The organism is Rathayibacter sp. VKM Ac-2805, from assembly GCF_009834265.1.
Taxonomy (GTDB): Bacteria; Actinomycetota; Actinomycetes; order Actinomycetales; family Microbacteriaceae; genus Rathayibacter.
Map to the genome: position 1 here is coordinate 1,851,633 of NZ_CP047185.1, position 20,572 is coordinate 1,872,204.

Genomic DNA, 20,572 nt, shown 5'->3' on the forward strand with positions numbered 1-20,572 from the left:
GAGTGGGGCGGGTGAGCACCCACCCGCCCCGCCCCTGGATCCGCAGCTACGCGCCCGGCGTGCCGACGGAGCTCGAGCTCCCGACCGGCTCGCTCGTCGACATCGTCACCGAGTCGGCCGAGCGCTATCCCCACCAGGTCGCGCTCGAGTTCTTCGGCCGTTCGACCAGCTACTCCCAGCTCGCCGACGAGGTGGAGCGGGCCGCCGAGGGCCTCCGCCGCCTGGGCGTCCGCGCGGGCGATCCGGTCGCCCTCGTCCTCCCGAACTGCCCGCAGCACGTCGTCGCCTTCTACGCCGTCCTCCGGCTCGGCGCCGTGGTGGTCGAGCACAACCCGCTCTACACCCCGCGCGAGCTGCGCCACCAGTTCGAGGACCACGGCGCTCGTGTCGCGATCGCCTGGAACCGCGTCGTGCCGACGGTGCAGGACCTCCCGGCCGATCTCGGCGTCGAGACCGTCGTCGCCGTCGACCTCACCCGCGCGATGCCCGCCTCGATGCGCGCAGCACTCCGCCTGCCGCTGAAGAAGGCCCGGGAGTCGCGCGCCGCGCTGACCGGGCCGGTCCGCGGTGCGATCGAGTGGGAGTCGCTGCTGAGGCGGCGGATCGACCCGGCGCACCCGCGCCCGGTCGCGGAGGACCTCGCGGTCATCCAGTACACGAGCGGCACGACCGGCACGCCCAAGGGCGCCGAGCTGACCCACGCGAACCTGACGGCGAACGCCGCCCAGTCGCGCGCCTGGGTGCCGACGGTCCGCCGCGGCGACTGCGTGGTCTACGCGGTGCTCCCCATGTTCCACGCCTACGGGCTGACGCTCTGCCTCACCTTCGCGATGAGCATGGGCGCGCGCCTGGTGCTGTTCCCGAAGTTCGACCCGGAGCTGGTGCTGAAGGTCGTCAAGAAGCACCCCGCCACCTTCCTCCCGGCCGTTCCGCCGATCGCGGAGCGCCTGGCGCGCAGCGCGCAGCAGCGGGGCGTCTCCCTCCGCGGCATCGAGATCGCCATCTCCGGCGCGATGCCGCTCGACCCGGCGCTGGTCGAGTCGTTCGAGGCGCTGACCGGAGGCACGCTCGTCGAGGGCTACGGCCTCTCGGAGACCTCTCCGGTCCTGATGGCGAACCCGGTCGGTCCGACGCGACGCGCCGGGACGGTCGGGCTCCCGCTTCCCGGCACCGACGTGCGGATCGTCGATCCCGAGGATTCCGACACGGAGGTGGCGACCGGCGAGCAGGGCGAGCTGGTCGTGCGCGGTCCGCAGGTGTTCCGGGGCTACCACCGCAAGCCCGACGAGACGGCGGCGACCTTCACCGGTGACGGCTGGTTCCGCACCGGCGACATCGCGACGATCGACGAGGACGGCTTCGTGCGCATCGTCGACCGGATCAAGGAGCTCGTGATCACGGGCGGCTTCAACGTCTCGCCGTCCGAGGTGGAGGAGGTGCTGCTCCGCCTGCCCGAGATCAAGGAGGTGGCGGTGGTCGGCCTGCCCGATCCGCGCAGCGGCGAGTCCGTGGCGGCGGCGGTCGTCCTGGAGCCGGGCGCGCAGCTCGACGTCGCAGCCGCCCGCAAGGCCGTCCGGGAGGCGCTGACCCCCTACAAGGTGCCCAAGCGGATCACCGTCGTCGACGAGCTGCCGCGGAGCATGATCGGCAAGGTCCTCCGCCGCCAGGTGAAGGCCATGCTGACCGACGAGGACTAGCCCGGAACGAGCGAGGGCCCCCGACCACTGTCCGTGATCGGGGGCCCTCTGCAACGAGGCTAGAAGCCGAAGTCGCCGCCTCCGAAGTCGCCGCCTCCGAAGTCGCCGCCCCCGCCGAAGTCGCCTCCGCCACCGAAGTCGCCGCCGCCGGAGTCGCCCCAGCCGCCGCCGTCTCCGGCGTCCGCACCGGAGGCGTCCGCACCTCCCGCATCCGCTCCGCCGTCGGCCGAGGCGTCTCCCCCGCCGTCACCGCCGGCGTAGTCGCCTCCCGCGTCGGGGAGGAACGCGCCCGCGATGGCCGAGCCGATCGCGAACCCGGCGATCGTGCCGAGCATCGAGGAGGCGAGGACGCCGCCGAAGCCCATGCCTCCGCCGCCGGAGAAGCGCCGCTCCATGAATCCGGGCTGGCGCAGCTCGCTCCGCGTGGCGGACTGGGCGAGCGTGCGGGGGTCGTCGTCCTTCGGCGCGTCGCCGATAGGGGCCCCCTCGCTGAGCTCTCGGAAGACCTGCTGCCGCTGCTCCGGGGTCAGCTGCTCGAAGGCCTCGCGGTGCACCTGCTCGATCGCCTCGGGCGGCGCGGTGCGGAGGAGGTAGCGGTAGCGCTCGATGGCACGCTCATCGTCGGTGCGCGGAGACGTCGCCGGAGGAGAGCCGTACTCGGGCCTGCGGTCCGCGGCCTGCGGCGGCGCGTACGTCGAGCGGCGTGCGCTCTCGGGCTGCTCGTCGCGGCCCAGCAGTCGGTCCAGGAATCCCATGATCTCCTCCTCGGCGCCCGACGGACGCACACCGCCACCGTAGGCCTCTCACCGCTCCGGGTGCTGAGCGTTCTCTCAGAGGCTGCTCGGAGCGGGGGCAACGGTCACTTCTGCTTCGGGATGACCACCCACATCACGAGGTAGGCGATGATCTGCGGCCCTGGGAGGAGGCACGAGAGCACGAACAGGAGACGCACCACGAAGGGGCTCCAGCCGAATCGGCGGGCGAGACCGGCACAGACGCCGGCGATGATCCTGCCCCGACGGGGGCGCACGAGAGTAGCCATGACTCCACTCTGGCGCAGGGCGCCTGAGCGGGGCATCCGGGAAACCCCCTAGGTCTGCGCGGGAGTCCCGTCGAGCTCCTCGGGCCGGAACGCTCCGACCGAGCGGGCGAAGGCGGCGGCGCGCTCGGCGTCGGCCTCCGGCCAGACCACGTGGAAGCGCTCGAAGACCACGTCGCCGATGCCGCCAGGTGAGACGCGGGCGAAGTAGCGGCGGTGCCCGTCGAGCCAGGAGGCGCGCGTGCGGTCCCCCTCGCCCTCGGCCCAGGCGAACGCGTCGTCGACGGAGTCGAGCGGACCGGTCCGCACCTCATCCGTCACGAGCACGACACGCGCCGCTCCCGCGCCGTCGCAGACGATCCAGTGCTCGCCCGCGACGGGCGCCCCCTCCTCGGCGAGGGACGCCGTGGCCGTCTTCACTCCGCGCCGCACGAGGCCCAGCAGCTCGTCCGCCATCGCCGTGCTGTCGCCGAACGCCTCGACCGGCGGGAGCGCCTCGTCGACTCCCGGATGTGCGGAGCGGTACTCCGCCCAGAGGAGCGCCGCCGAGGCGGCGTCGGGGTCGGGGAGGGCGGTGCGCTCCGGCGCGGCGGGCACGAGCGCCACGATGTTCGCCCCGGCCAGGGAGGCGGGATCGTCGGGGTGGTTGTCGGGCGTGGTGACCGTGTCGAAGGGCCAGTGCTGCTGGAGCCAGCGGCGCGCGCAGGCGTCGAGCTCCTCCTCGAGCCGCGAGCCCCGGACGGCGGGGACGACCCACCAGGAGGCCTCGGCGGAGTCGCCGCCGCCGGGCCGGACGCTCAGAGCGCCCAGCGCCTCGGTGCGGTCCGGGCCGACGAGCAGGAACGCGTGCGCTCTGCCCGCACGCGACTCCTCCTCGAGGCGCAGGAGACCGCGCACGTCGTCGCCGAGGGACGCCGACGGCAGGGCGGCCGGATCGTCCCCGCGGAGGAGAGCCGCGAGCCACAATCGCTGCTCGCCGATCACCGCGTGCAGGAGGTCCGCGTCGCTCGAGACGAGAGGACGCAGGAGGGCGCCCGCCGGCAGCTCGAGCCGCGCGGGAAGGGGCGCGTCGCCGGTTCCACCACTCATGACCGCACCTCCCCGCGCACCGGCTCAGCCGGCCGCGCGCTGCAGGACGAGCTCGCGGACGCGGGCGGCGTCGGCCTGCCCCTTCATGGCCTTCATCACGGCACCGATCACGGCACCGGCGGCCTGCACCTTGCCGTCGCGGATCTTCGCGAGCACGTCGGGCTGCGAGGCCAGTGCCGCATCGATCGCCTCGATGAGCGCTCCGTCGTCCGAGACGACCGCGAGTCCACGGGCGTCGACGACCTCCTGCGGGGTGCCCTCCCCCGCGATGACGCCCTGGAGCACCTCGCGGGCGAGGCGGTCGGTCAGCGTGCCGCTCTCGATCAGACCGGCGAGCTCGGCGACCTGGGCCGGGGTGACCAGGGAGGCCGGGTCCTCGCCCGCCGCGTTCGCGAGGCGCGCGATCTCCCCGGTCCACCACTTGCGGGCCGCCTGCGGCGCGGCTCCCGCGGAGACGGTCTCGGTGATCTCGACCAGCAGGCCGCTGTTGGCGACGTCCTGGAACTCGAGGTCGGTGAAGCCCCACTCCTGCTTGAGGCGGCGACGGCGGTCGGCGGGCTTCTCGGGGAGCGCGGCGCGCAGCTCCTCGATCAACTCCGGGCTCGGCACGACCGGGAGCAGGTCGGGCTCCGGGAAGTAGCGGTAGTCGTCGGCGTCGCTCTTGGGCCGGCCCGCGGAGGTGCGGCCGGTGTCCTCGTGCCAGTGGCGCGTCTCCTGCGTGATCGTGCCGCCCGCGGCGAGGATCGCCGCCTGGCGCTGGATCTCGTAGCGGACGGCGCGCTCGACCGAGCGGAGCGAGTTGACGTTCTTGGTCTCGGTGCGGGTTCCGAGCTTCTCCTGGCCGATCGGGCGGAGCGAGACGTTCGCGTCGCAGCGCAGGTTGCCGCGCTCCATCTTGGCGTCCGAGATGCCGAGCGCCAGCACGATGTCGCGGATCGTCGCGACGTAGGCCTTCGCGTACTCGGGTGCGCTCTTCCCCGCGCCGTAGATCGGCTTCGTGACGATCTCGACGAGCGGGACCCCTGCGCGGTTGTAGTCCACGAGCGAGTACTCGGCGCCCTGGATGCGGCCGGTGGCGCCGCCGACGTGCGTGAGCTTGCCGGCGTCCTCCTCCATGTGCGCGCGCTCGATCGGGATCTGCACGAGCGAGCCGTCGGCCAGCTCGATCTCGACCGAGCCCTCGAAGGCGATCGGCTCGTCGAACTGCGAGATCTGGTAGTTCTTCGCCAGGTCCGGATAGAAGTAGTTCTTGCGCGCGAAGCGGCTGGACGGGGCGATCGAGCAGCCCAGGGCGAGGCCGAGGCTGATCGAGTAGCGGACGGCCTGCTCGTTCACGACCGGTAGCGAGCCCGGGAGGCCGAGGTCGACCGGGGTCACGTTCGTGTTGGGCTCGGACCCGAACTCGTTCGGCGCGTCCGAGAACATCTTGGTCTTCGTGTTGAGCTCGACGTGCACCTCGAAGCCGAGCACCGGCTCGAAGGTCTCGAAGACCTCGTCGTAGTCCATCAGCTCGGGAGCGGACGTGTGCGCGGAGGCCATCAGACGGCACCTTCCTCGGTCGCGGAGAGCACGGAGTGGGTCAGGTCGGGGGCCTGCGCGAGGAGCGGGCGGCCCCACTTCTCCTCGAGCAGCGCCTCGAGCGCGGCGCCCACGGTGTAGAGGCGCACGTCCTCCCGGGCGGGAGCGAGGAACTGGATGCCGACGGGCAGCCCGTCCTCGTCGGCGAGGCCGGCGGGGACGGAGATGCCGGGGATGCCGGCCAGGTTCGCCGGGATGGTCGTGACGTCGCCGCGGTACATCGCCAGCGGGTCGTCGAGCTTCTCGCCGAGGCGGTAGGCGGTCGTCGGTGCCGTCGGCGAGGCGATCACGTCGACGTCCGCGAAGGCCGCGTCGAAGTCCCGCTGCACCAGGGTCCGGACCTTCTGCGCGCTGCCGTAGTAGGCGTCGTAGTAGCCGGCCGAGAGGGCGTAGGTGCCGAGGATGATCCGGCGCTTGACCTCGGGGCCGAAGCCCTGCTCGCGGGTCGCGGACATGACCTGCTCGACCGTGCCGCCGCCCTCCGGCGTGACCCGGAGGCCGAACCGGACCGAGTCGAACTTGGCGAGGTTGCTGGAGGCCTCCGCGGGGAGGATCAGGTAGTAGGCGGCGACCGCGTGCTCGACGCTCGGGAGGCTCACCTCGACGACCTCGGCTCCGGCGCCCTGAAGGATCTCGAGCGCCTCGTGGAAGCGCGCCAGCACGCCGGGCTGGAAGCCCTCGCCGCCGTCGAGCTCCTTGACCACGCCGATCCGGAGGCCCGTCACGTCGGCGCGGCGCACCGCGTCGGCGAAGGAGGGCCAGGAGTCGCGCAGCGACGTCGAGTCGCGCGGGTCGTGGCCCGCGATGACGTCGTGCAGCAGCGCGGAGTCGAGGACCGTCCGGGAGACGGGGCCGATCTGGTCGAGGCTCGAGGCGAGCGCGATCGCTCCGTAGCGGGACACGCCGCCGTAGGTCGGCTTCACGCCGACGGTGCCGGTCACGTGCGCGGGCTGGCGGATCGATCCCCCGGTGTCCGAGCCGAGGGCCAGGGGCGCCTCGTAGCTCGCGACGGCCGCGGCGGACCCGCCGCCGGAGCCGCCGGGGATGCGGTCGAGGTCCCACGGGTTGTGCGTGGAGCCGTAGGCGCTGCGCTCGGTGGTCGAGCCCATCGCGAACTCGTCCATGTTGGTCTTGCCGATCGGGACCAGCCCGGCCTCGCGCACCTTGCGCATGACGGTCGCGTCGTAGGGCGGGCGCCAGCCCTCGAGGATGCGGGAGCCGCTCGTGGTCGGCATGTCGTTCGTGACGATGACGTCCTTGACCGCGAGAGGCACTCCGGCGAGGGGGTGCAGCGACTCGCCGTCGGCCCGCCGGCGGTCGATCGCCTCGGCGGACGCGACCGCGCCCTCGCGCGCGACGTGGAGGAAGGCGTGGACCGCTCCGTCGACCGCGTCGATGCGCTCGAGGTGGGCGCGGGTGGCCTCGACCGAGGAGACCGAGCCGTCGGCCAGCTTCCCGGAGAGGGCGGACGCGCTGAGGCGGACGAGCTCGTCGCCGTGCGCGCTCACTGCTCCTCCCCCAGGATCGCGGAGACCTGGAAGCGGCTGCCGTCGTGCTCGGGCGCGCCGGAGAGCGCCTGCTCGAGCGTGAGGGTCTCGCCGACCACGTCGGGCCGGAAGACGTTCTCGAGCGGGATCGGGTGGCTGGTCGCCGGCACCTCGGGCGTGGCGACGGCCTGGACCGCGCGCACGGAGTCGACGATCTGGCCGAGCTCCCTGGTGAGGCTCCCGATCTCGTCGGAAGTGAGGTCGATCCTGGCCAGCTGGGCCAGATGGGCGACCGTGTCGGCCGTGATCTCGGACATGCGTCTCCGTCTGGTGGTTCGGGGGGATTTCCGGCCGCCAGTCTACTCGGCGCGCCCGCACCGCCTCCGCCCGCGCCGCCCGCCCGTCAGGAGCCGCTGAAGAGGCTGGAGCCGTGCTTCAGGAGTGCGTTGTACGCCCCCTCGTAGGTGGTCGGCAGGTCCTCGCCGGGCTCGCCGTACCGGGCCAGCAGCAGGCCCATCAGGCCGACGGCGGGCGGGCTCAGCGGCTTGTCGCGGTTCACGTGCGCTGGATGCGCCGGTGCCGACTCGGGGTTCGGGGGCAGGTATTGCGGCACCGTGGTCGGCCAGTCGCCGATCTGCCGCGGCTCGTCGAGGGTCAGCACCCCGAAGAGGTCCGGGGCGGAGGCGTCGCGAGCGGTCAGCGGCTCGAGGCCGTGCAGGGCGCTGAGGGTCCGGATCACGGCGCCGTGGTGCAGCTCGTCGTGCACGATCGTGCCGGCCCTCGTGTACGCCGAGACCGCGATCGCCGGCACGCGGCAGCCGAGCCGGTCGAAGGCGAAGCCCATCTCGCCCTCGCGGCCGTCGCCCGGCGGAGTCGCCGACGGCGGGGGGACGTGGTCGTAGAGGCCGCCGTGCTCGTCGAAGGTCGCCAGCAGGAGCGTGTTCACCGCGTTCGAGCCGGTCGTGCTCGCGCTCTCCCGGATCGCCGAGTACACCTGGTGCAGCAGCAGCTCGCCGGCGCGGACGTCGGACAGCGCGCTGTCGTAGACGGGCGTGCCGTCGACCTCGTCCTCGTGCAGGACCCCGGTCGGCGGGTGCATGTCGTTGTGGTCGAAGACGAGCCGCGGCTCGAGGAAGGCGTAGTCGGGCAGCTCGCCGTTCTCCACGTCGGCGTAGAAGCGGTCCATCGTCGAGAAGTGGGTCTTCCAGTACTTCTCGAGCACCGGCGCGTGCAGGAAGCCGGTGTAGGAGACCACCTGCAGCGCGTCGAAGTAGACGCGCCAGGTCCTCCCCGCCTCCTCGAGGCGGTTGAACACCGTCGGCGCGTCGGCCAGGTCGTCCGCGAGCCACTTCTCGTAGCCGCCGCCCTGCTTGTTGGTGACGAAGCCGTGCGAGGTCGACGCGTGCAGGAAGGACCGGTTGCAGAAGGTCTGGGAGGGGACGGCGCAGAACCACTGGTCGAAGACGGCGAACTCGCGGGCGAGGGTGGAGAAGACGGGCAGCATCTCCGGCGAGAAGCCGCCCATGATCGTCCGCGCCTCCTCCGCCGTGGGCTCCTGCCCCTTCTTCATCACCCTCAGGTGCTGGACGTAGTCCTCGAGGAAGCCGCTCATCGTCGGGGCGGAGGCGTCGGCGGGCGCGTTGAAGGGCGCGGTCATGGCGCCGACGGTGCGGCCGGCGTTCTCGGGCGGATCCACCGTGCCGAAGAGCTGGGTGTTGACGTGCGGGTACTCCTCGCCCGGGTCCGGGTCGGGCTGGCGCATCACGGAGTCGGTGGCGCCCTCGTAGACGTGCGTGCCGACGGTCAGTCCCCCGGCGCTGGTGTTCGTCCGCTCGTCGGGGAGGAGGCCCTCGAAGCTCTCGCCCGCGGGCAGGTCGTCCGGTCCGTAGAGGCGGCCGAGGACGTTGTCGAAGGAGCGGTTCTCGAACATGATCACGACGACGTGGTCGAATCCCGGCTCCGTGCGGGCGGGCAGTCGCGGCTCCTCCTCGCGGCGGGGGCCGGAGGCGACGGCCGCGCCGATCGCGCCGCCGGCGAGGGCTCCGGCTCCGACTCCGGCGGCGGCGGTGCCGGCCAGGAAGCGGCGGCGCGAGCGGGGGCGGGGAGCTCCGTCGTCGCGCTCCGAGGGAGTCCGCTCGCTGATCATCTCCGCCGCCTCTCCTTCGCCGCCTGCGCCTGCTCGGAGTGTAGCGACGCGCCCGGGACGGCGGCTCGAACGCGGGCGAGCAGTCCGGCCTCCGGCTCGGGGTCGACGTGCGCGCGGCGGGCCGCGTCGCGGAGGCGCCGCCCGACCGGCGCGGGCGGCGCGAACGCCGGCGCCGTGCGGGGCCAGCGCGCGAGGGACCGGTCGGGACCGCCGAGGAGTGCGGCCAGCTCTCGGACCTGCGGATCGACGAGGGCCCGGCGCCCGCCCGCCCGGGCGCGGACGAGCTGCGCGGGAGTCTCCGGACCGAGCGGCACGCCGATCCGTGCACCCGAGGGGACGGCCGAGGCGAGCACGAGCGCCGGCACCGTGCCGGGCCGCTCCGCGCTCCCCCGCGCGGTGACGAGGAGCAGCATCCGCCGCCCCGCCCGCTCCCCGTCGCGGACGGCGTCGAACACGACGTGCAGCAGCTGCTCCGCGAGGCGCGCATCGGCGGATCGATCGGTGCCGGCGGCTGCGGCGTCGGCGAAGTCGGCCGGATCGACGAGGGACCGCGGCTCGACCAGGACGAGCGGAGGCAGGGAGCCGGCAGCGGCCTCGGCGGCCAGCGCGTCGACGGGAAGGAGGCGCCCGCCGCGGGAGCCGGCGGCGTCCGGATCGAGGTGGGGCCACTCCGGATCGGCGAGGAGCGTGGTTGAGACGCCCTGCCGCTCGTCGACCGCGAGAGCCCAGCCGGTGCCGGTCTCCCGGGCCGCGCGCAGGGCGGCCGGCAGCGGATCGCGGCCGTCGGCGCGCCAGTGGTCGGCCCGGGCGAAGGCCGTGGCGAGGAGCGCGTGCACCGGCAGCATCTCGGGGGCGAAGCGCGCGCCCGGAGGATCGTCCGGGCCGGGCGCGGTCATCACGGCGTCCGTGCCGCCGGTGAACACCGGGCCGTCCGGATCGTCGAGCGCGCCGAGGACCTGGTCGCGGCCGCGGCCGGCGAAGGAGAGCACGACCACGTGGTCGATCCGCCCGAGCACCTCGGCGGTCCGACGCTCGGCGGCGGTGGGCCGAGCCGCGGCGTCGAGCGCGAGCGACGCTGCGTCGGCGAGGGAGCGGCGCAGGAACGCCCGCCGCTCCCCGCCGCCCGCGTCAGGCATCGGGCCCGGTCGGCTCCTCCGTGCTCGGGGCGGTCGTGTCCGGGACGGCGTCGATCTCCGGCACGGCGTCGTCCTCCGGCGAGAGGTCGGAGTGCGATGCGCCGGCGACGTCCTCGTCCGGACCGGCGGCGGCCTCCTCCGGAGCGTCGGCGGACGCCTCCTCCGGCAGCGCGATCGCGTCCGGTCCCTCCGTCACCAGGAGGTGGAACTCGGCCGCGGTGATGATCCGGAGCCCCAGGGCCTCGGCCTTGCCGAGCTTGCTGCCGGCGCCGGGACCGGCGGCGACGTAGTCGGTCTTCTTGGAGACGCTCGAGCCGGCCTTGCCGCCGGCCGCGAGGATGGCCTCCTGCGCCCCCTCGCGGGAGTACCCCTCCAGGCTGCCGGTCGCCACGACCGTGAGACCCGCGAGCACCCCGCCGGCGGCGTCCGCGGCACCGGGACCGGGGTGGCCGGGCGTGGCGAAGCGCACTCCGGCCGCGGCCCAGCGGTCGACGATCTCGACGTGCCAGTCGATCTCGAACCAGGCGATCAGAGCGTCGGCGATGATCCCGCCCACCCCGTCGACCGCGGCGAGCTCGTCGCGGCGCGCCCCGCGGATCGCGTCGAGCGAGCCGAAGTAGCCCGCCAGCGCGCGCGCAGCGACCGGGCCGACGTGCCGGATGCTGAGCGAGACCAGCAGACGCCACAGCTCCTTGGTCTTCGCCCGCTCGATGTTCTCGATCAGCCGGAGGGCGTTGGTGGAGGGCACGGAGGCCGCGTCTCCCGCGAAGGCTCCCGCCTCCGGGTCGAAGGCGCCGTCCTTGGCGAGCTGCCGCTTGCGCTTGAAGGGCGTGACGACCTTCGGATCGCCCTTCGCGTCGAGCTTCTGCAGACCCGTCTCGGAGTCGCGGACGACGACCTCGATCGGGAAGAGATCGGCCACCGTGAGCTCGAACAGGCCGGCCTCGGTCCGCAGCGGCGGCTCGGCGGGCACCAGGGGCTGGGTCAGGGCGGCGGCGCTGACCTCGCCGAGCGCCTCGATGTCGAGCGCGCCGCGGCTGCCGATGTGCTCGACGCGCCCACGGACCTGCGCGGGGCAGGACTCCGCGTTGGGGCAGCGCAGGTCGACGTCGCCCTCCTTGGCCGGAGCGAGCGTGGTGCCGCACTCGGGGCACTGCGTCGGCATCACGAACTCGCGCTCGGAGCCGTCGCGGAGCTCCACCACCGGGCCGAGCACCTCGGGGATGACGTCCCCGGCCTTCCGCAGCACGACCGTGTCGCCGATGAGCACGCCCTTGGCCTTGACCACGTCGGCGTTGTGCAGCGTGGCCTGGCGCACCTCGGACCCCGCGACCTTCACCTTGGTCATCTGGGCGAACGGCGTCGCGCGGCCGGTGCGCCCGACGCTCACGACGATGTCGAGGAGCTTCGTGTGGACCTCCTCGGGCGGGTACTTGTAGGCGATCGCCCAGCGCGGCGCCCGGCTGGTGGCGCCGAGCTCGTCGTGCAGCTCGAGCTCGTCCACCTTCACGACCACGCCGTCGATCTCGTGCTCGACCGAGTGCCGCTCGCGGCCGTAGCGGTCGACGAAGGCGAGCACCTCCTCCACCGAGGCCGAGACGCGGTTGTGGCCGCTGACCGGCAGTCCCCAGGAGGAGAGGAGCCCGTAGACCTCGGACTGGGTCGCGACAGGCGGGTCCGGCCAGGCGCCGATGCCGTGCACGTAGAGCGCGAGGGAGCCGACGCGCGCCTCGCCGGCGCGCAGGTCGAGACCCGACTTCTTGTCGAGCTGCTGGCGGAGGCCGCCGCTCGCCGCGTTCCGCGGGTTGGCGAAGGTCGGGAAGCGCCGCAGTGCGCTCGTGCGCGCCTTCTCCTCCTCGAAGACGCCTCGGGTGGCGGGCGGGCGGGACGACCAGCGGGTCCGCGCCTCCTCGACCGCCTCGTCGCGCAGCGTCTCCTGGAGGGCGTTCAGCTCGGCGAAGGCGGCCACGGGGATGAAGACCTCCCCGCGGACCTCGACGAGCGCCGGGTGGCCCTCGCCGGAGAGGCGCTCGGGGATGCCCGCGACGCGGAGGGCGTTGACGGTGACGTCCTCGCCGGTGCGGCCGTCACCGCGGGTCGCCGCCGTGACGAGGCGGCCGTCCTCGTAGTGGAGGGAGATCGCGAGCCCGTCGATCTTGAGCTCCGTGAGCCAGGCGACGGGGCGGTCGGCCGAGGCCACCGTCTTCTCGCACCACTCGCGCAGCTCCTCGGCCGAGAACACGTTGTCGAGGGAGAGCATCCGCTCGGCGTGGTCGATCGGGGCGAGGCCCGCTCCGACGATCCCGCCGACGGTCAGCGTCGGCGAGTCCTCGGCGGCGAGCTCGGGGTGCTCGGCCTCGAGCGCGGCGAGCTCGCGCACCAGGGCGTCGTACTCGGCGTCGGACAGCGGCGAGGAGTCGGCCGCGTAGTAGTCGTCGCTCGCCGACCGGATCCGCGCCCGCAGCTCCTCGACGCGGGCGGCGGGCTCGACGGCGCTCACCGGAGCACCGCGGCGTCGGCCGCGACCGTGCGGTCGATCGTGCACTGGCCCAGCACGCGGGTGCCGAGGTAGACGACGGCCGTCTGGCCGGGGGCGACGCCGTCGAGCGGCGAGTCCGGAGTGATCACGAGCTCCACCCTGCCATCGACGTGCGACACCATCGCGGAGGCGGGGACCGGGTCGGCGTGCGCGCGGATCTGGACGTCGCAGCGGAAGGGCGCGTCCGCGTCCTCGGGAGCGGCGCCCGCCCAGGTGAACCGCTCGCCGGCGATCTCGCCGATGCGCAGCGCTTCGCGCGGACCGACGACGACCTCGTTGCTCACCGGCCGCACCTCCAGGACGAAGCGCGGCCGACCGTCGGGCGCGGGGACGCCGAGATGCAGGCCCCGGCGCTGGCCCACCGTGTACCCGTGAGCGCCCTCGTGGGAGCCGACCACCGCGCCGTCCCGATCGACGACCGCTCCGGTCTCGGGTGCGACGCGCTCGGCGAGCCAGCCGCGGGTGTCGCCGTCGGGGATGAAGCAGATGTCGTAGCTGTCGGGCTTGCTCGCGACGCTGAGGCCCCGCTCGGCCGCCTCCGCGCGCACGATCGCCTTGGACGGCGTGGAGCCGAGCGGGAACATCGAGTGCCGTAGCTGCTGCTCCGTCAGCACGCCGAGGACGTAGGACTGGTCCTTCGCCTCGTCGCTCGCGCGGTGGAGCTCCGGGGAGCCGTCGGCGGCGGTGCGGAGGGAGGCGTAGTGGCCGGTGCAGACCGCGTCGAAGCCGAGGTCGAGAGCCTTCTCGAGCAGGGCGGCGAACTTGATCCGCTCGTTGCAGCGCATGCAGGGGTTCGGGGTGCGGCCCGCCGAGTACTCGGCGACGAAGTCGTCGACGACGTCCAGCTTGAACCGCTCGGAGAAGTCCCACACGTAGTACGGGATGCCGAGGACGTTCGCGGCGCGCTGCGCGTCCATCGAGTCCTCGATCGTGCAGCACCCCCGGCTGCCCGTGCGCAGCGTGCCGGGCATCCTGCTCAGGGCGAGGTGCACGCCCACCACGTCGTGCCCCGCCTCCACCGCGCGGGCCGCGGCTACGGCCGAGTCCACTCCACCGCTCATCGCCGCCAGAACCTTCACCGTGCGAGTCTACGTTTCCCGCGGGCGCGGGCGGCAGGGGTTCAGGCGGGCAGCACCGCGCGGTTCGACAGTCCGGCTCGGGCGGCGCGGGCGTAGGCGCCGGGCAGCGCGGCCAGGAGGGCGTCGACGTCCGCGTCGGTCGAGGTGTGGCCGAGCGTCATCCGGAGCACCCCGCGGGCCTCGTCCTCGCTCCGGCCGAGCGCGAGGACCACGTGCGAGGGCTCCGGGATCCCCGCCGTGCAGGCGGACCCGGTCGAGACGGAGACGCCCGCGGTGTCGAGGAGGAAGAGGAGGGAGTCGCCCTGCGCACCGGGGAAGGCGAGGTGCGCGTTGTTGGCGACCCGGCGTCCGGAGTCGAGGGCGGGCCCGGTCAGGGTCGCCCCCGGCACGGCGGCGAGGACGCCCGCGACGAGCCGGTCGCGCAGGGCGGCCAGGCGCTGCGCCTCCGCCGACAGCTCGTCGTCCGCCTCGACCGCGGCGGCGGCGAAGGCCGCGGCGCCGGGCACGTCCTGGGTGCCGGAGCGGACGCCCCGCTGCTGTCCGCCTCCGTGCAGCACCGGGACCACGCGAGCGTCGCGGGCGAGCACGAGCGCACCGGTCGCGATCGGCCCGCCGACCTTGTGACCCGAGACGCTGACGGCGGCCAGTCCCGCGCCGCGCCCGGAGCCGGAGGCGCGGCGGATCTCGGCGATCCGCAGCGGCACGTGTCCGAGGGCGGCGACCGCGTCGACGTGGAGGGGGACGCCGGCGCGGGCGCACGCCGCCGCCAGCTCGGCGATCGGGTTGATCGTCCCGATCTCGTTGTTGACCCAGAGCACCGTGACCAGGGCGACCGATCCGGGGTCCTCCTCCAGCGCCGCGGCGAGCGCCTCCGGCCGCAGGGTGCCCTCGTCGTCGAGCGGCAGCCACTCGAGGACGGCGCCCTCGTGCTCGGCGAGCCAGGCGGCCGAGTCGAGCGTCGCGTGGTGCTCCCCCTCGGCGACCAGGACCCGGACGCGGGCCGGGTCCTCGCTCCGGCGCTGCCAGTAGAGGCCCTTGATCCCGAGGTTGACCGCCTCGGTGCCGCCTGCGGTGAGGATCACCTCGATCGGCTCGCAGCCGAGCACCCCGGCGAGCGCCGACCGGGCGTCCTCCAGCCGGCGGCGCGCCTCCTGGCCGGAGCCGTGGACGGAGGAGGGGTTGCCGCCGTGGGCGGACGCCTCCGCGAACGCGGCGAGCGCCGAGGCGCGCAGCGGGGTGGTCGCGGCGTGGTCGAGGTAGATCACAGCAGCCCTTCGTCCCGCGTCGGGGGCACGGAGGGAGCCGGTGCCCGTCACTACTGTAAGTCGCATGACCTCTCACGATCCCCTGGCCCGGCTCGGCGTGACCGTGGACGATCAGGGCGGTGAGCTGCGGGTCTGGTCCGAGAGCGCGAGCGCCGTCGATCTGCTGCTGTACGACGAGAAGGACCCGACCTGGGTGACCCGCACGGTCCCGCTGGCGCGCGACGACGCCGCGGTCTGGTCCGCGCGCTCCGATCTGCTGGCCCCCGGCCGCCGCTACGCCCTGCGCGTCGACGGGCCGACGGGCCCCCGGCACCGCTTCGACCCCCGCCGGGCCCTGCTGGAGCCGTACTCCCGCGGCCTGCACCGGGTGGCGGAGAACGAGTGGCGCTCGGTCGTCGTGGACGACGCGTTCGACTGGGGCTCCTCCTCCCGGCCCGGCACCCCGATGGACCGCACCGTGATCTACGAGGCGCACGTGAAGGGGCTGACCCGGCTGAACCCGGCGCTCCCCGTGGAGCTGCGCGGCACCTACGCCGGCCTGGCGCACGAGTCGACGGTCTCGGCACTGCTCGAGCTGGGCGTGACGGCGGTCGAGCTGCTGCCCGTGCACGCGTTCGTGTCGGAGCAGCGCCTGCTGCGGCAGGGGCTGACCAACTACTGGGGCTACAACACGCTGAACTTCTTCGCCCCGCACGCCGCGTACGCCTCCTCCACCGCGCAGCGCGGCGGACCGACCGCGGTGCTCCGGGAGTTCAAGGGGATGGTGAAGCTCCTGCACGAGGCCGGCCTCGAGGTGATCCTGGACGTGGTCTACAACCACACCGCCGAGGAGGGGCCGGGCGGGCCGATGTCGAGCCTGCGCGGGATCGACGACGCCGGCTGGTACCGCCAGACGCCCGAGGGCCACTACGTGGACGTCACCGGCTGCGGGAACACGATCGACTTCGGCCGGCCCGCGGCGCAGCGCCTCGCGCTGGACTCGATGCGCTACTGGTCGGGCGAGGTCGGGATCGACGGCTTCCGGCTCGACCTGGCCGCGACCCTCGGCCGGGACGAGATCGCGCACTTCCGGAGCGACCACCCGCTGCTGCGGGCCGCGGTCGAGGATCCGGCGCTGACCGGCGTGAAGATGATCGCCGAGCCCTGGGACGTGGGAATGGGCGGCTGGCAGACGGGGAACTTCCCGGCCGGGTGGTCGGAGTGGAACGACCGCTACCGCGACCGCGCCCGCAACTTCTGGCTCTCGGACATCGACTACGCCCGCCGCGCCGGCACGGCCCCCGTCGGCATCGGCGGCTTCGCGACCCGGCTCTCGGGCTCCTCCAACACCTTCTCGGCGGAGCGGGGCCCCCTCGCGTCGGTCAACTTCGTCACCGCGCACGACGGCTTCACGCTGGCGGACCTCGTCTCGTACAACGTCAAGCACAACATCGGCAACGGCGAGTCGAACCGCGACGGAGCCGACACCAACCGCTCCTTCAACCACGGCTTCGAGGGCCCCACCACCGACGAGCGGATCACGCTGGCGCGGCGCAAGGCGATGCGGAACCTCCTCGGCACCCTGCTGCTGTCGGCCGGCGTGCCGATGATCACGGCGGGCGACGAGACCGGGCGCAGCCAGCGCGGCAACAACAACGCCTACTGCCAGGACTCGGACCTGACCTGGGTGCGCTGGGAGGGCCTGGCCGACTGGCAGCTCGCGCTCCGCGCGCACACGCGCACCCTGCTGCGCCTGCGGCGCGAGCACCCGGCGCTGCGTCCCTCCCGCTACGGCAGCGGCGACGCGAGCGAGCCGGGCGCCACGACCATGACGTGGTTCGACGCCCACGGGCGCGGGATGAGCGAGCACGACTGGACCTCCGCCGCCAACCGGACGTTGCAGTACCTCGCAGCCTCGACGCCGGTCGAGGGCGAGCCGGACCGTGTCCTGCTGGTGGTGCACGGCGTCGAGCAGGACACCACGGTCGTGCTCGCCGACGGCGAAGGGGTCACCGGCTACACGCGCCTGTGGAACAGCGAGGAGCCGGAGCCGCTGGAGCACGGCGAGTCGTTCGAGCCGGGGCAGGTCATCCGCGTGGCCGCAACCTCGATGCAGCTCTTCGCCGCGCACGGGCCGGCGGCCGAGCAGGACGCCTGATGGCGAGGAGCGGGCCGGGGACCCCGGCGACCGTCGCGCTGACGGCGGCGGGCGTCCCCTTCACTCCCCGCCAGTACCGGCACGACCCGGCCACGTCGCGCTACGGGCTCGAGGCGGCCGAGGCGCTCGGCGTCGAGCCGGAGCGCGTGTTCAAGACCCTGATGGTCGATGTGGACGGCGAGCTCGTGGTGGGCGTCGTGCCCGTCACCGGCTCGCTCGGGCTGAAGGAGCTCGCGGCCGCGGTCGGAGGCAGGCGGGCGGCGATGGCCGACCCCGTGCTGGCCCAGCGCCGGACCGGCTACGTGCTCGGCGGCATCTCGCCGCTCGGGCAGAGGACGCTGCACCGCACCGTGATCGACGAGACCGTCGAGCTCCACGACACGGTGCTCGTGTCGGGCGGGCGCCGGGGCTTCGACATCGAGCTCGCCCCCGCCGACCTCGTCGCCGCGACGGCCGCCCTCCTCGCCGACATCGCGCGCTGACCCCTGCTCCCCCGCCGTACTCCTCCGGGCGCCGTCCTCCTCCCGCGAGACCCCGTCCCGGTCCGCGAGGCGCCGAGGAAGGCGCACCGGAGCGGCATCTCGCGGAGAGGGACCGGGCGGGGTCAGCCGGCGGCGGCGGCCAGGCCCAGCTCGGCGGAGCGGGCCAGGAGGGGATGCCGCGGTACGACGCGGACGGTGTAGCCGAAGGATCCGCTGCGGTCGAGGGTGACCACTCCGGCGTAGGGCACGCGCCCGACCGCGTCGGCCGGCACCACGGCACCCGACTCCTCGACCACCTCGAGCTCGTGGTGGCGGACCTCGGTGAGCGAGCCGTCAGCGGCCGTCGTCCCGTACACGACCTCGACCGAGACGTCCGCCGGCGAGAGCTCGCCCAGGCGCACGCCCGCCCGCACGGCGAGCCGGTCCCCGCGCTGGGGCACCGCGTCGATCCCGCCGGACTCGACGGACGCGACCGCGACCCCGGGCCAGCCGGCGCGGACCCGCCGCTTCCAGGTCGCCAGCTCCTTGGCCGGCTCGAAGTGGTCGGCGGCGACGGCGCGCCCGGCCTCGGCGGCCGGCGAGTAGAGCGCCTCGACGTACTGGCGCACCATCCGCTCGGCGGAGAGCTCGGGCGAGAGGGTCGCGAGGGTGTGCCGGATCGACCGCACCCACCGCCGGGGCACGCCGTCGTGATCGCGCTCGTAGTAGCGCGGCACGACCTCGGTCTCGAGCAGCTCGTAGAGCGCCTCGGCCTCGAGCGTGTCGCGGGCCTCCGGGTCGAGCGCGCGGTCGGAGGAGGGGATCGCCCAGCCGTTCTCGCCGTCGAAGTACTCGTTCCACCAGCCGTCGAGGATCGAGAGGTTGAGCGAGCCGTTGAGCGCCGCCTTCATCCCCGAGGTGCCGCACGCCTCGAGCGGGCGCAGCGGGTTGTTGAGCCAGACATCGGTGCCCGGGTAGAGCAGCTGCGCCATCGCGATGTCGTAGTCCGGCAGGAAGACGATCCTGCGGCGCACGTCCGGCTCCTGCGCGAAGCGGACGAGCCGCTGGATCAGGCGCTTCCCCTCCTCGTCGGCCGGGTGGGACTTGCCCGCGATGACGATCTGGATCGGGTGCTGCGGGTGGGTGAGCAGCGCGCGCAGACGCTCGGGGTCGTGGAGCATCAGGGTCAGCCGCTTGTAGGTCGGCACCCGCCGCGCGAAGCCGATGGTGAGCACGTCCGGGTCCAGCAGCTCGTCGAGCCAGGCCGGCGGGAGGCCGCCCGGGTTCTGCTCGCGCCAGGAGCGGGCGGCCCGGCGGCGGGCGTCCCGCACCAGCTGCTCCCGCATCGCCCGGCGCGCGGCCCACAGCTCGGTGTCGCCGAGCGAGCCCGAGGCCCAGTCGGCCCGCGTCGTGTCGTCGGTGCCGAGCCGCTCCTCCGCGAGCCGCCGGAGGATCGGATCGGTCCAGGTGGCCGCGTGGACGCCGTTCGTCACCGAGCCGATCGGCACCTCCGCCGTCTCGAAGCCGGGCCAGAGGCTCGAGAACATCGAGCGGCTGACCTCGCCGTGCAGCGTCGAGACGCCGTTGGAGCGCTGCGCGAGCCGCAGGCCCATGTACGCCATGTTGAACGCCGTCCCGGAGTCCCCCGGCTCGGCGCCCAGCGCGAGCACGTCCTCGACCTGCACGCCCGGGAGCAGCTCCGTGGAGAAGTACTCCTCGATCATCCCGCGGTCGAAGCGGTCGATACCGGCCGGCACCGGAGTGTGCGTGGTGAAGACCGTGCTCGCCCGCACCACCTGGAGAGCCTGGTCGAAGTCCAGGCCCGCGCCGATCAGGCCGGAGATGCGCTCGAGCCCCTGGAAGCCGGCGTGCCCCTCGTTGGTGTGGAACACCTCCGGGAGGACGCCGCCCGAGACCTCGGCCCAGAGTTCGAGCGCGCGGACCCCGCCGATGCCCAGCAGCAGCTCCTGCAGCAGGCGGTGCTCGCCCCCGCCGCCGTAGAGGCGGTCGGTGACGGAGCGGAGCGAGTCCTCGTTCTCGGGGATGTCGGTGTCGAGCAGGAGGAGGGTCACCCGGCCGACCTCCGCGCGCCACACCCGGGCGTAGAGCGCGCGCCCCTCGGGGAGCGCCAGCACGATGCGGGCGGGCGAGCCGTCGGCGAGACGGACGACGCGCAGCGGCAGCCCGTCGGGATCGAGCGAGGGGTAGGACTCGAGCTGCCAGCCGTCGGCGGAGAGCTTCTGCGAGAAGTAGCCCGACCGGTAGAAGAGGCCCACGCCGGTGAGCGGCACGCCCAGGTCCGAGGAGGCCTTCAGGTGGTCGCCCGCGAGGATGCCGAGTCCGCCGGAGTACTGGGGCAGCGCCGCCGCGATGCCGAACTCCGGCGAGAAGTAGGCGATCGAGCGCGGGGCGGACTCCGGCAGCGACTGGTACCACCGCGGCTCGGTGCGGTAGCGCTCCAGCTCGTCGCGGAGGCGCCACGCCTCGTCGACGAAGCCCTGGTCCCCCGCCAGCTCGGCGAGGCGCTCGGGGCTCACTGCTCCGAGCAGAGCGGTGGGGTCCGCTCCCCCGCGCCGCCACAGCTCCGGATCGACCCGCTCGAACAAGCGCCGGGCGGGCTCGTGCCAGGCCCAGCGGAGATTGCCCGCCAGATCGCCCAGAGCCGAGAGCTCGGGCGGGAGGACGGAGCGGACGATGAAGCGGCGAATCGCCTTCACGGCACCCCTCGACTCTCTGCGGACCCCGGAGCGCCCGGTCGCGGAGCACCGGGGCGGTCGCGCTCGGTCACCCTAGCGGACCCCGACCACCGCGGATCGGCGGGACGCGGACCCGCCGCGACCCTCCGGCACGCGCTCCCCGGGTCCGTTTGCACAGGCCCGAGCGCGGGCGCAACCGTCGTGTGCGAGCCGCCGCCGGTCG

Annotated in this window: 15 protein-coding genes; 3 read left to right on the plus strand and 12 right to left on the minus strand. The window is 74.0% G+C overall.

Translation table 11 applies throughout. The features are described 5' to 3' along the window. The first annotated feature begins 11 nt into the window (after positions 1-11). Positions 12-1,697, plus strand: coding sequence for a long-chain-fatty-acid--CoA ligase (locus GSU40_RS08620; RefSeq protein ID WP_160034461.1), 1,686 nt, complete (start codon positions 12-14; stop codon positions 1,695-1,697). Positions 1,698-1,756: 59 nt separating this feature from the next. Here the strand turns inward: GSU40_RS08620 and GSU40_RS08625 are convergent, their stop codons facing one another. The 11 genes from GSU40_RS08625 to GSU40_RS08675 form a co-directional block, all read right to left on the minus strand. After that, positions 1,757-2,452, minus strand: a complete 696-nt coding sequence (locus GSU40_RS08625) for a hypothetical protein (protein ID WP_160034463.1) — start codon at positions 2,450-2,452, stop codon at positions 1,757-1,759. A gap of 104 nt (positions 2,453-2,556) precedes the next feature. Beyond that, on the minus strand, positions 2,557-2,739 hold the full coding sequence (locus GSU40_RS08630; protein WP_104223873.1) for a PspC domain-containing protein: 183 nt from the start codon (positions 2,737-2,739) through the stop codon (positions 2,557-2,559). Between the two features lie 48 nt (positions 2,740-2,787). Beyond that, positions 2,788-3,825 (minus strand): ASCH domain-containing protein, encoded by a 1,038-nt coding sequence (locus GSU40_RS08635; RefSeq protein ID WP_160034465.1) that lies wholly within the window; start codon positions 3,823-3,825, stop codon positions 2,788-2,790. Between the two features lie 24 nt (positions 3,826-3,849). Next, the gene (gene gatB / locus GSU40_RS08640; RefSeq protein WP_160034467.1) at positions 3,850-5,364 is read right to left on the minus strand and encodes an Asp-tRNA(Asn)/Glu-tRNA(Gln) amidotransferase subunit GatB; all 1,515 of its coding nucleotides are present in this window, start codon (positions 5,362-5,364) and stop codon (positions 3,850-3,852) included. Next, entirely contained in the window at positions 5,364-6,911 is a 1,548-nt protein-coding gene (gene gatA / locus GSU40_RS08645) for an Asp-tRNA(Asn)/Glu-tRNA(Gln) amidotransferase subunit GatA (RefSeq protein WP_160034469.1), read from the minus strand. The genes gatB and gatA overlap by 1 nt, the downstream gene beginning before the upstream one ends. Next, complete coding sequence (gatC, locus tag GSU40_RS08650) at positions 6,908-7,207, minus strand: Asp-tRNA(Asn)/Glu-tRNA(Gln) amidotransferase subunit GatC (RefSeq protein ID WP_104226848.1); 300 nt, start codon at positions 7,205-7,207, stop codon at positions 6,908-6,910. The genes gatA and gatC overlap by 4 nt, the downstream gene beginning before the upstream one ends. Before the next feature lie 86 nt (positions 7,208-7,293). After that, positions 7,294-9,036 (minus strand): alkaline phosphatase family protein, encoded by a 1,743-nt coding sequence (locus GSU40_RS08655; RefSeq protein ID WP_160034471.1) that lies wholly within the window; start codon positions 9,034-9,036, stop codon positions 7,294-7,296. Beyond that, positions 9,033-10,172, minus strand: coding sequence for a hypothetical protein (locus tag GSU40_RS08660; RefSeq protein WP_160034473.1), 1,140 nt, complete (start codon positions 10,170-10,172; stop codon positions 9,033-9,035). Before GSU40_RS08660 ends, GSU40_RS08655 begins: the two co-directional genes overlap by 4 nt. Next, on the minus strand, positions 10,165-12,672 hold the full coding sequence (gene ligA / locus GSU40_RS08665) for an NAD-dependent DNA ligase LigA (protein ID WP_160034475.1): 2,508 nt from the start codon (positions 12,670-12,672) through the stop codon (positions 10,165-10,167). The genes GSU40_RS08660 and ligA overlap by 8 nt, the downstream gene beginning before the upstream one ends. Then, positions 12,669-13,790: a tRNA 2-thiouridine(34) synthase MnmA gene (mnmA, locus tag GSU40_RS08670; protein WP_181065512.1), complete on the minus strand. Its 1,122-nt coding sequence runs from the start codon at positions 13,788-13,790 to the stop codon at positions 12,669-12,671. Before mnmA ends, ligA begins: the two co-directional genes overlap by 4 nt. A gap of 41 nt (positions 13,791-13,831) precedes the next feature. Further along, a complete protein-coding gene (locus GSU40_RS08675; RefSeq protein ID WP_348271951.1) occupies positions 13,832-15,055 on the minus strand; it encodes a cysteine desulfurase family protein in 1,224 nt (407 codons plus the stop codon). A gap of 64 nt (positions 15,056-15,119) precedes the next feature. Between GSU40_RS08675 and glgX the strand changes: the two genes are divergently transcribed. After that, the gene (gene glgX, locus GSU40_RS08680; RefSeq protein ID WP_160034479.1) at positions 15,120-17,192 is read left to right on the plus strand and encodes a glycogen debranching protein GlgX; all 2,073 of its coding nucleotides are present in this window, start codon (positions 15,120-15,122) and stop codon (positions 17,190-17,192) included. After that, positions 17,192-17,674: a Cys-tRNA(Pro) deacylase gene (ybaK, locus tag GSU40_RS08685; protein ID WP_160034481.1), complete on the plus strand. Its 483-nt coding sequence runs from the start codon at positions 17,192-17,194 to the stop codon at positions 17,672-17,674. Before glgX ends, ybaK begins: the two co-directional genes overlap by 1 nt. A 122-nt stretch (positions 17,675-17,796) precedes the next feature. Here ybaK and glgP read toward each other — a convergent pair whose 3' ends face one another. Beyond that, positions 17,797-20,370, minus strand: coding sequence for an alpha-glucan family phosphorylase (gene glgP / locus GSU40_RS08690; RefSeq protein ID WP_160034483.1), 2,574 nt, complete (start codon positions 20,368-20,370; stop codon positions 17,797-17,799). Positions 20,371-20,572: the final 202 nt, after the last annotated feature.

What these genes read in the sequence shown, in the direction of transcription:
- GSU40_RS08655 (WP_160034471.1), bottom strand. Translation starts at nt 9,036, where the DNA reads ATGATCAGCGAGCGGACTCCCTCGGAGCGCGACGACGGAGCTCCCCGC.
- gatC (WP_104226848.1), bottom strand. Translation starts at nt 7,207, where the DNA reads ATGTCCGAGATCACGGCCGACACGGTCGCCCATCTGGCCCAGCTGGCC.
- GSU40_RS08630 (WP_104223873.1), bottom strand. Translation starts at nt 2,739, where the DNA reads ATGGCTACTCTCGTGCGCCCCCGTCGGGGCAGGATCATCGCCGGCGTC.
- GSU40_RS08635 (WP_160034465.1), bottom strand. Translation starts at nt 3,825, where the DNA reads ATGAGTGGTGGAACCGGCGACGCGCCCCTTCCCGCGCGGCTCGAGCTG.
- glgX (WP_160034479.1), top strand. Translation starts at nt 15,120, where the DNA reads ATGACCTCTCACGATCCCCTGGCCCGGCTCGGCGTGACCGTGGACGAT.
- GSU40_RS08625 (WP_160034463.1), bottom strand. Translation starts at nt 2,452, where the DNA reads ATGGGATTCCTGGACCGACTGCTGGGCCGCGACGAGCAGCCCGAGAGC.
- ybaK (WP_160034481.1), top strand. Translation starts at nt 17,192, where the DNA reads ATGGCGAGGAGCGGGCCGGGGACCCCGGCGACCGTCGCGCTGACGGCG.
- GSU40_RS08660 (WP_160034473.1), bottom strand. Translation starts at nt 10,172, where the DNA reads ATGCCTGACGCGGGCGGCGGGGAGCGGCGGGCGTTCCTGCGCCGCTCC.
- gatB (WP_160034467.1), bottom strand. Translation starts at nt 5,364, where the DNA reads ATGGCCTCCGCGCACACGTCCGCTCCCGAGCTGATGGACTACGACGAG.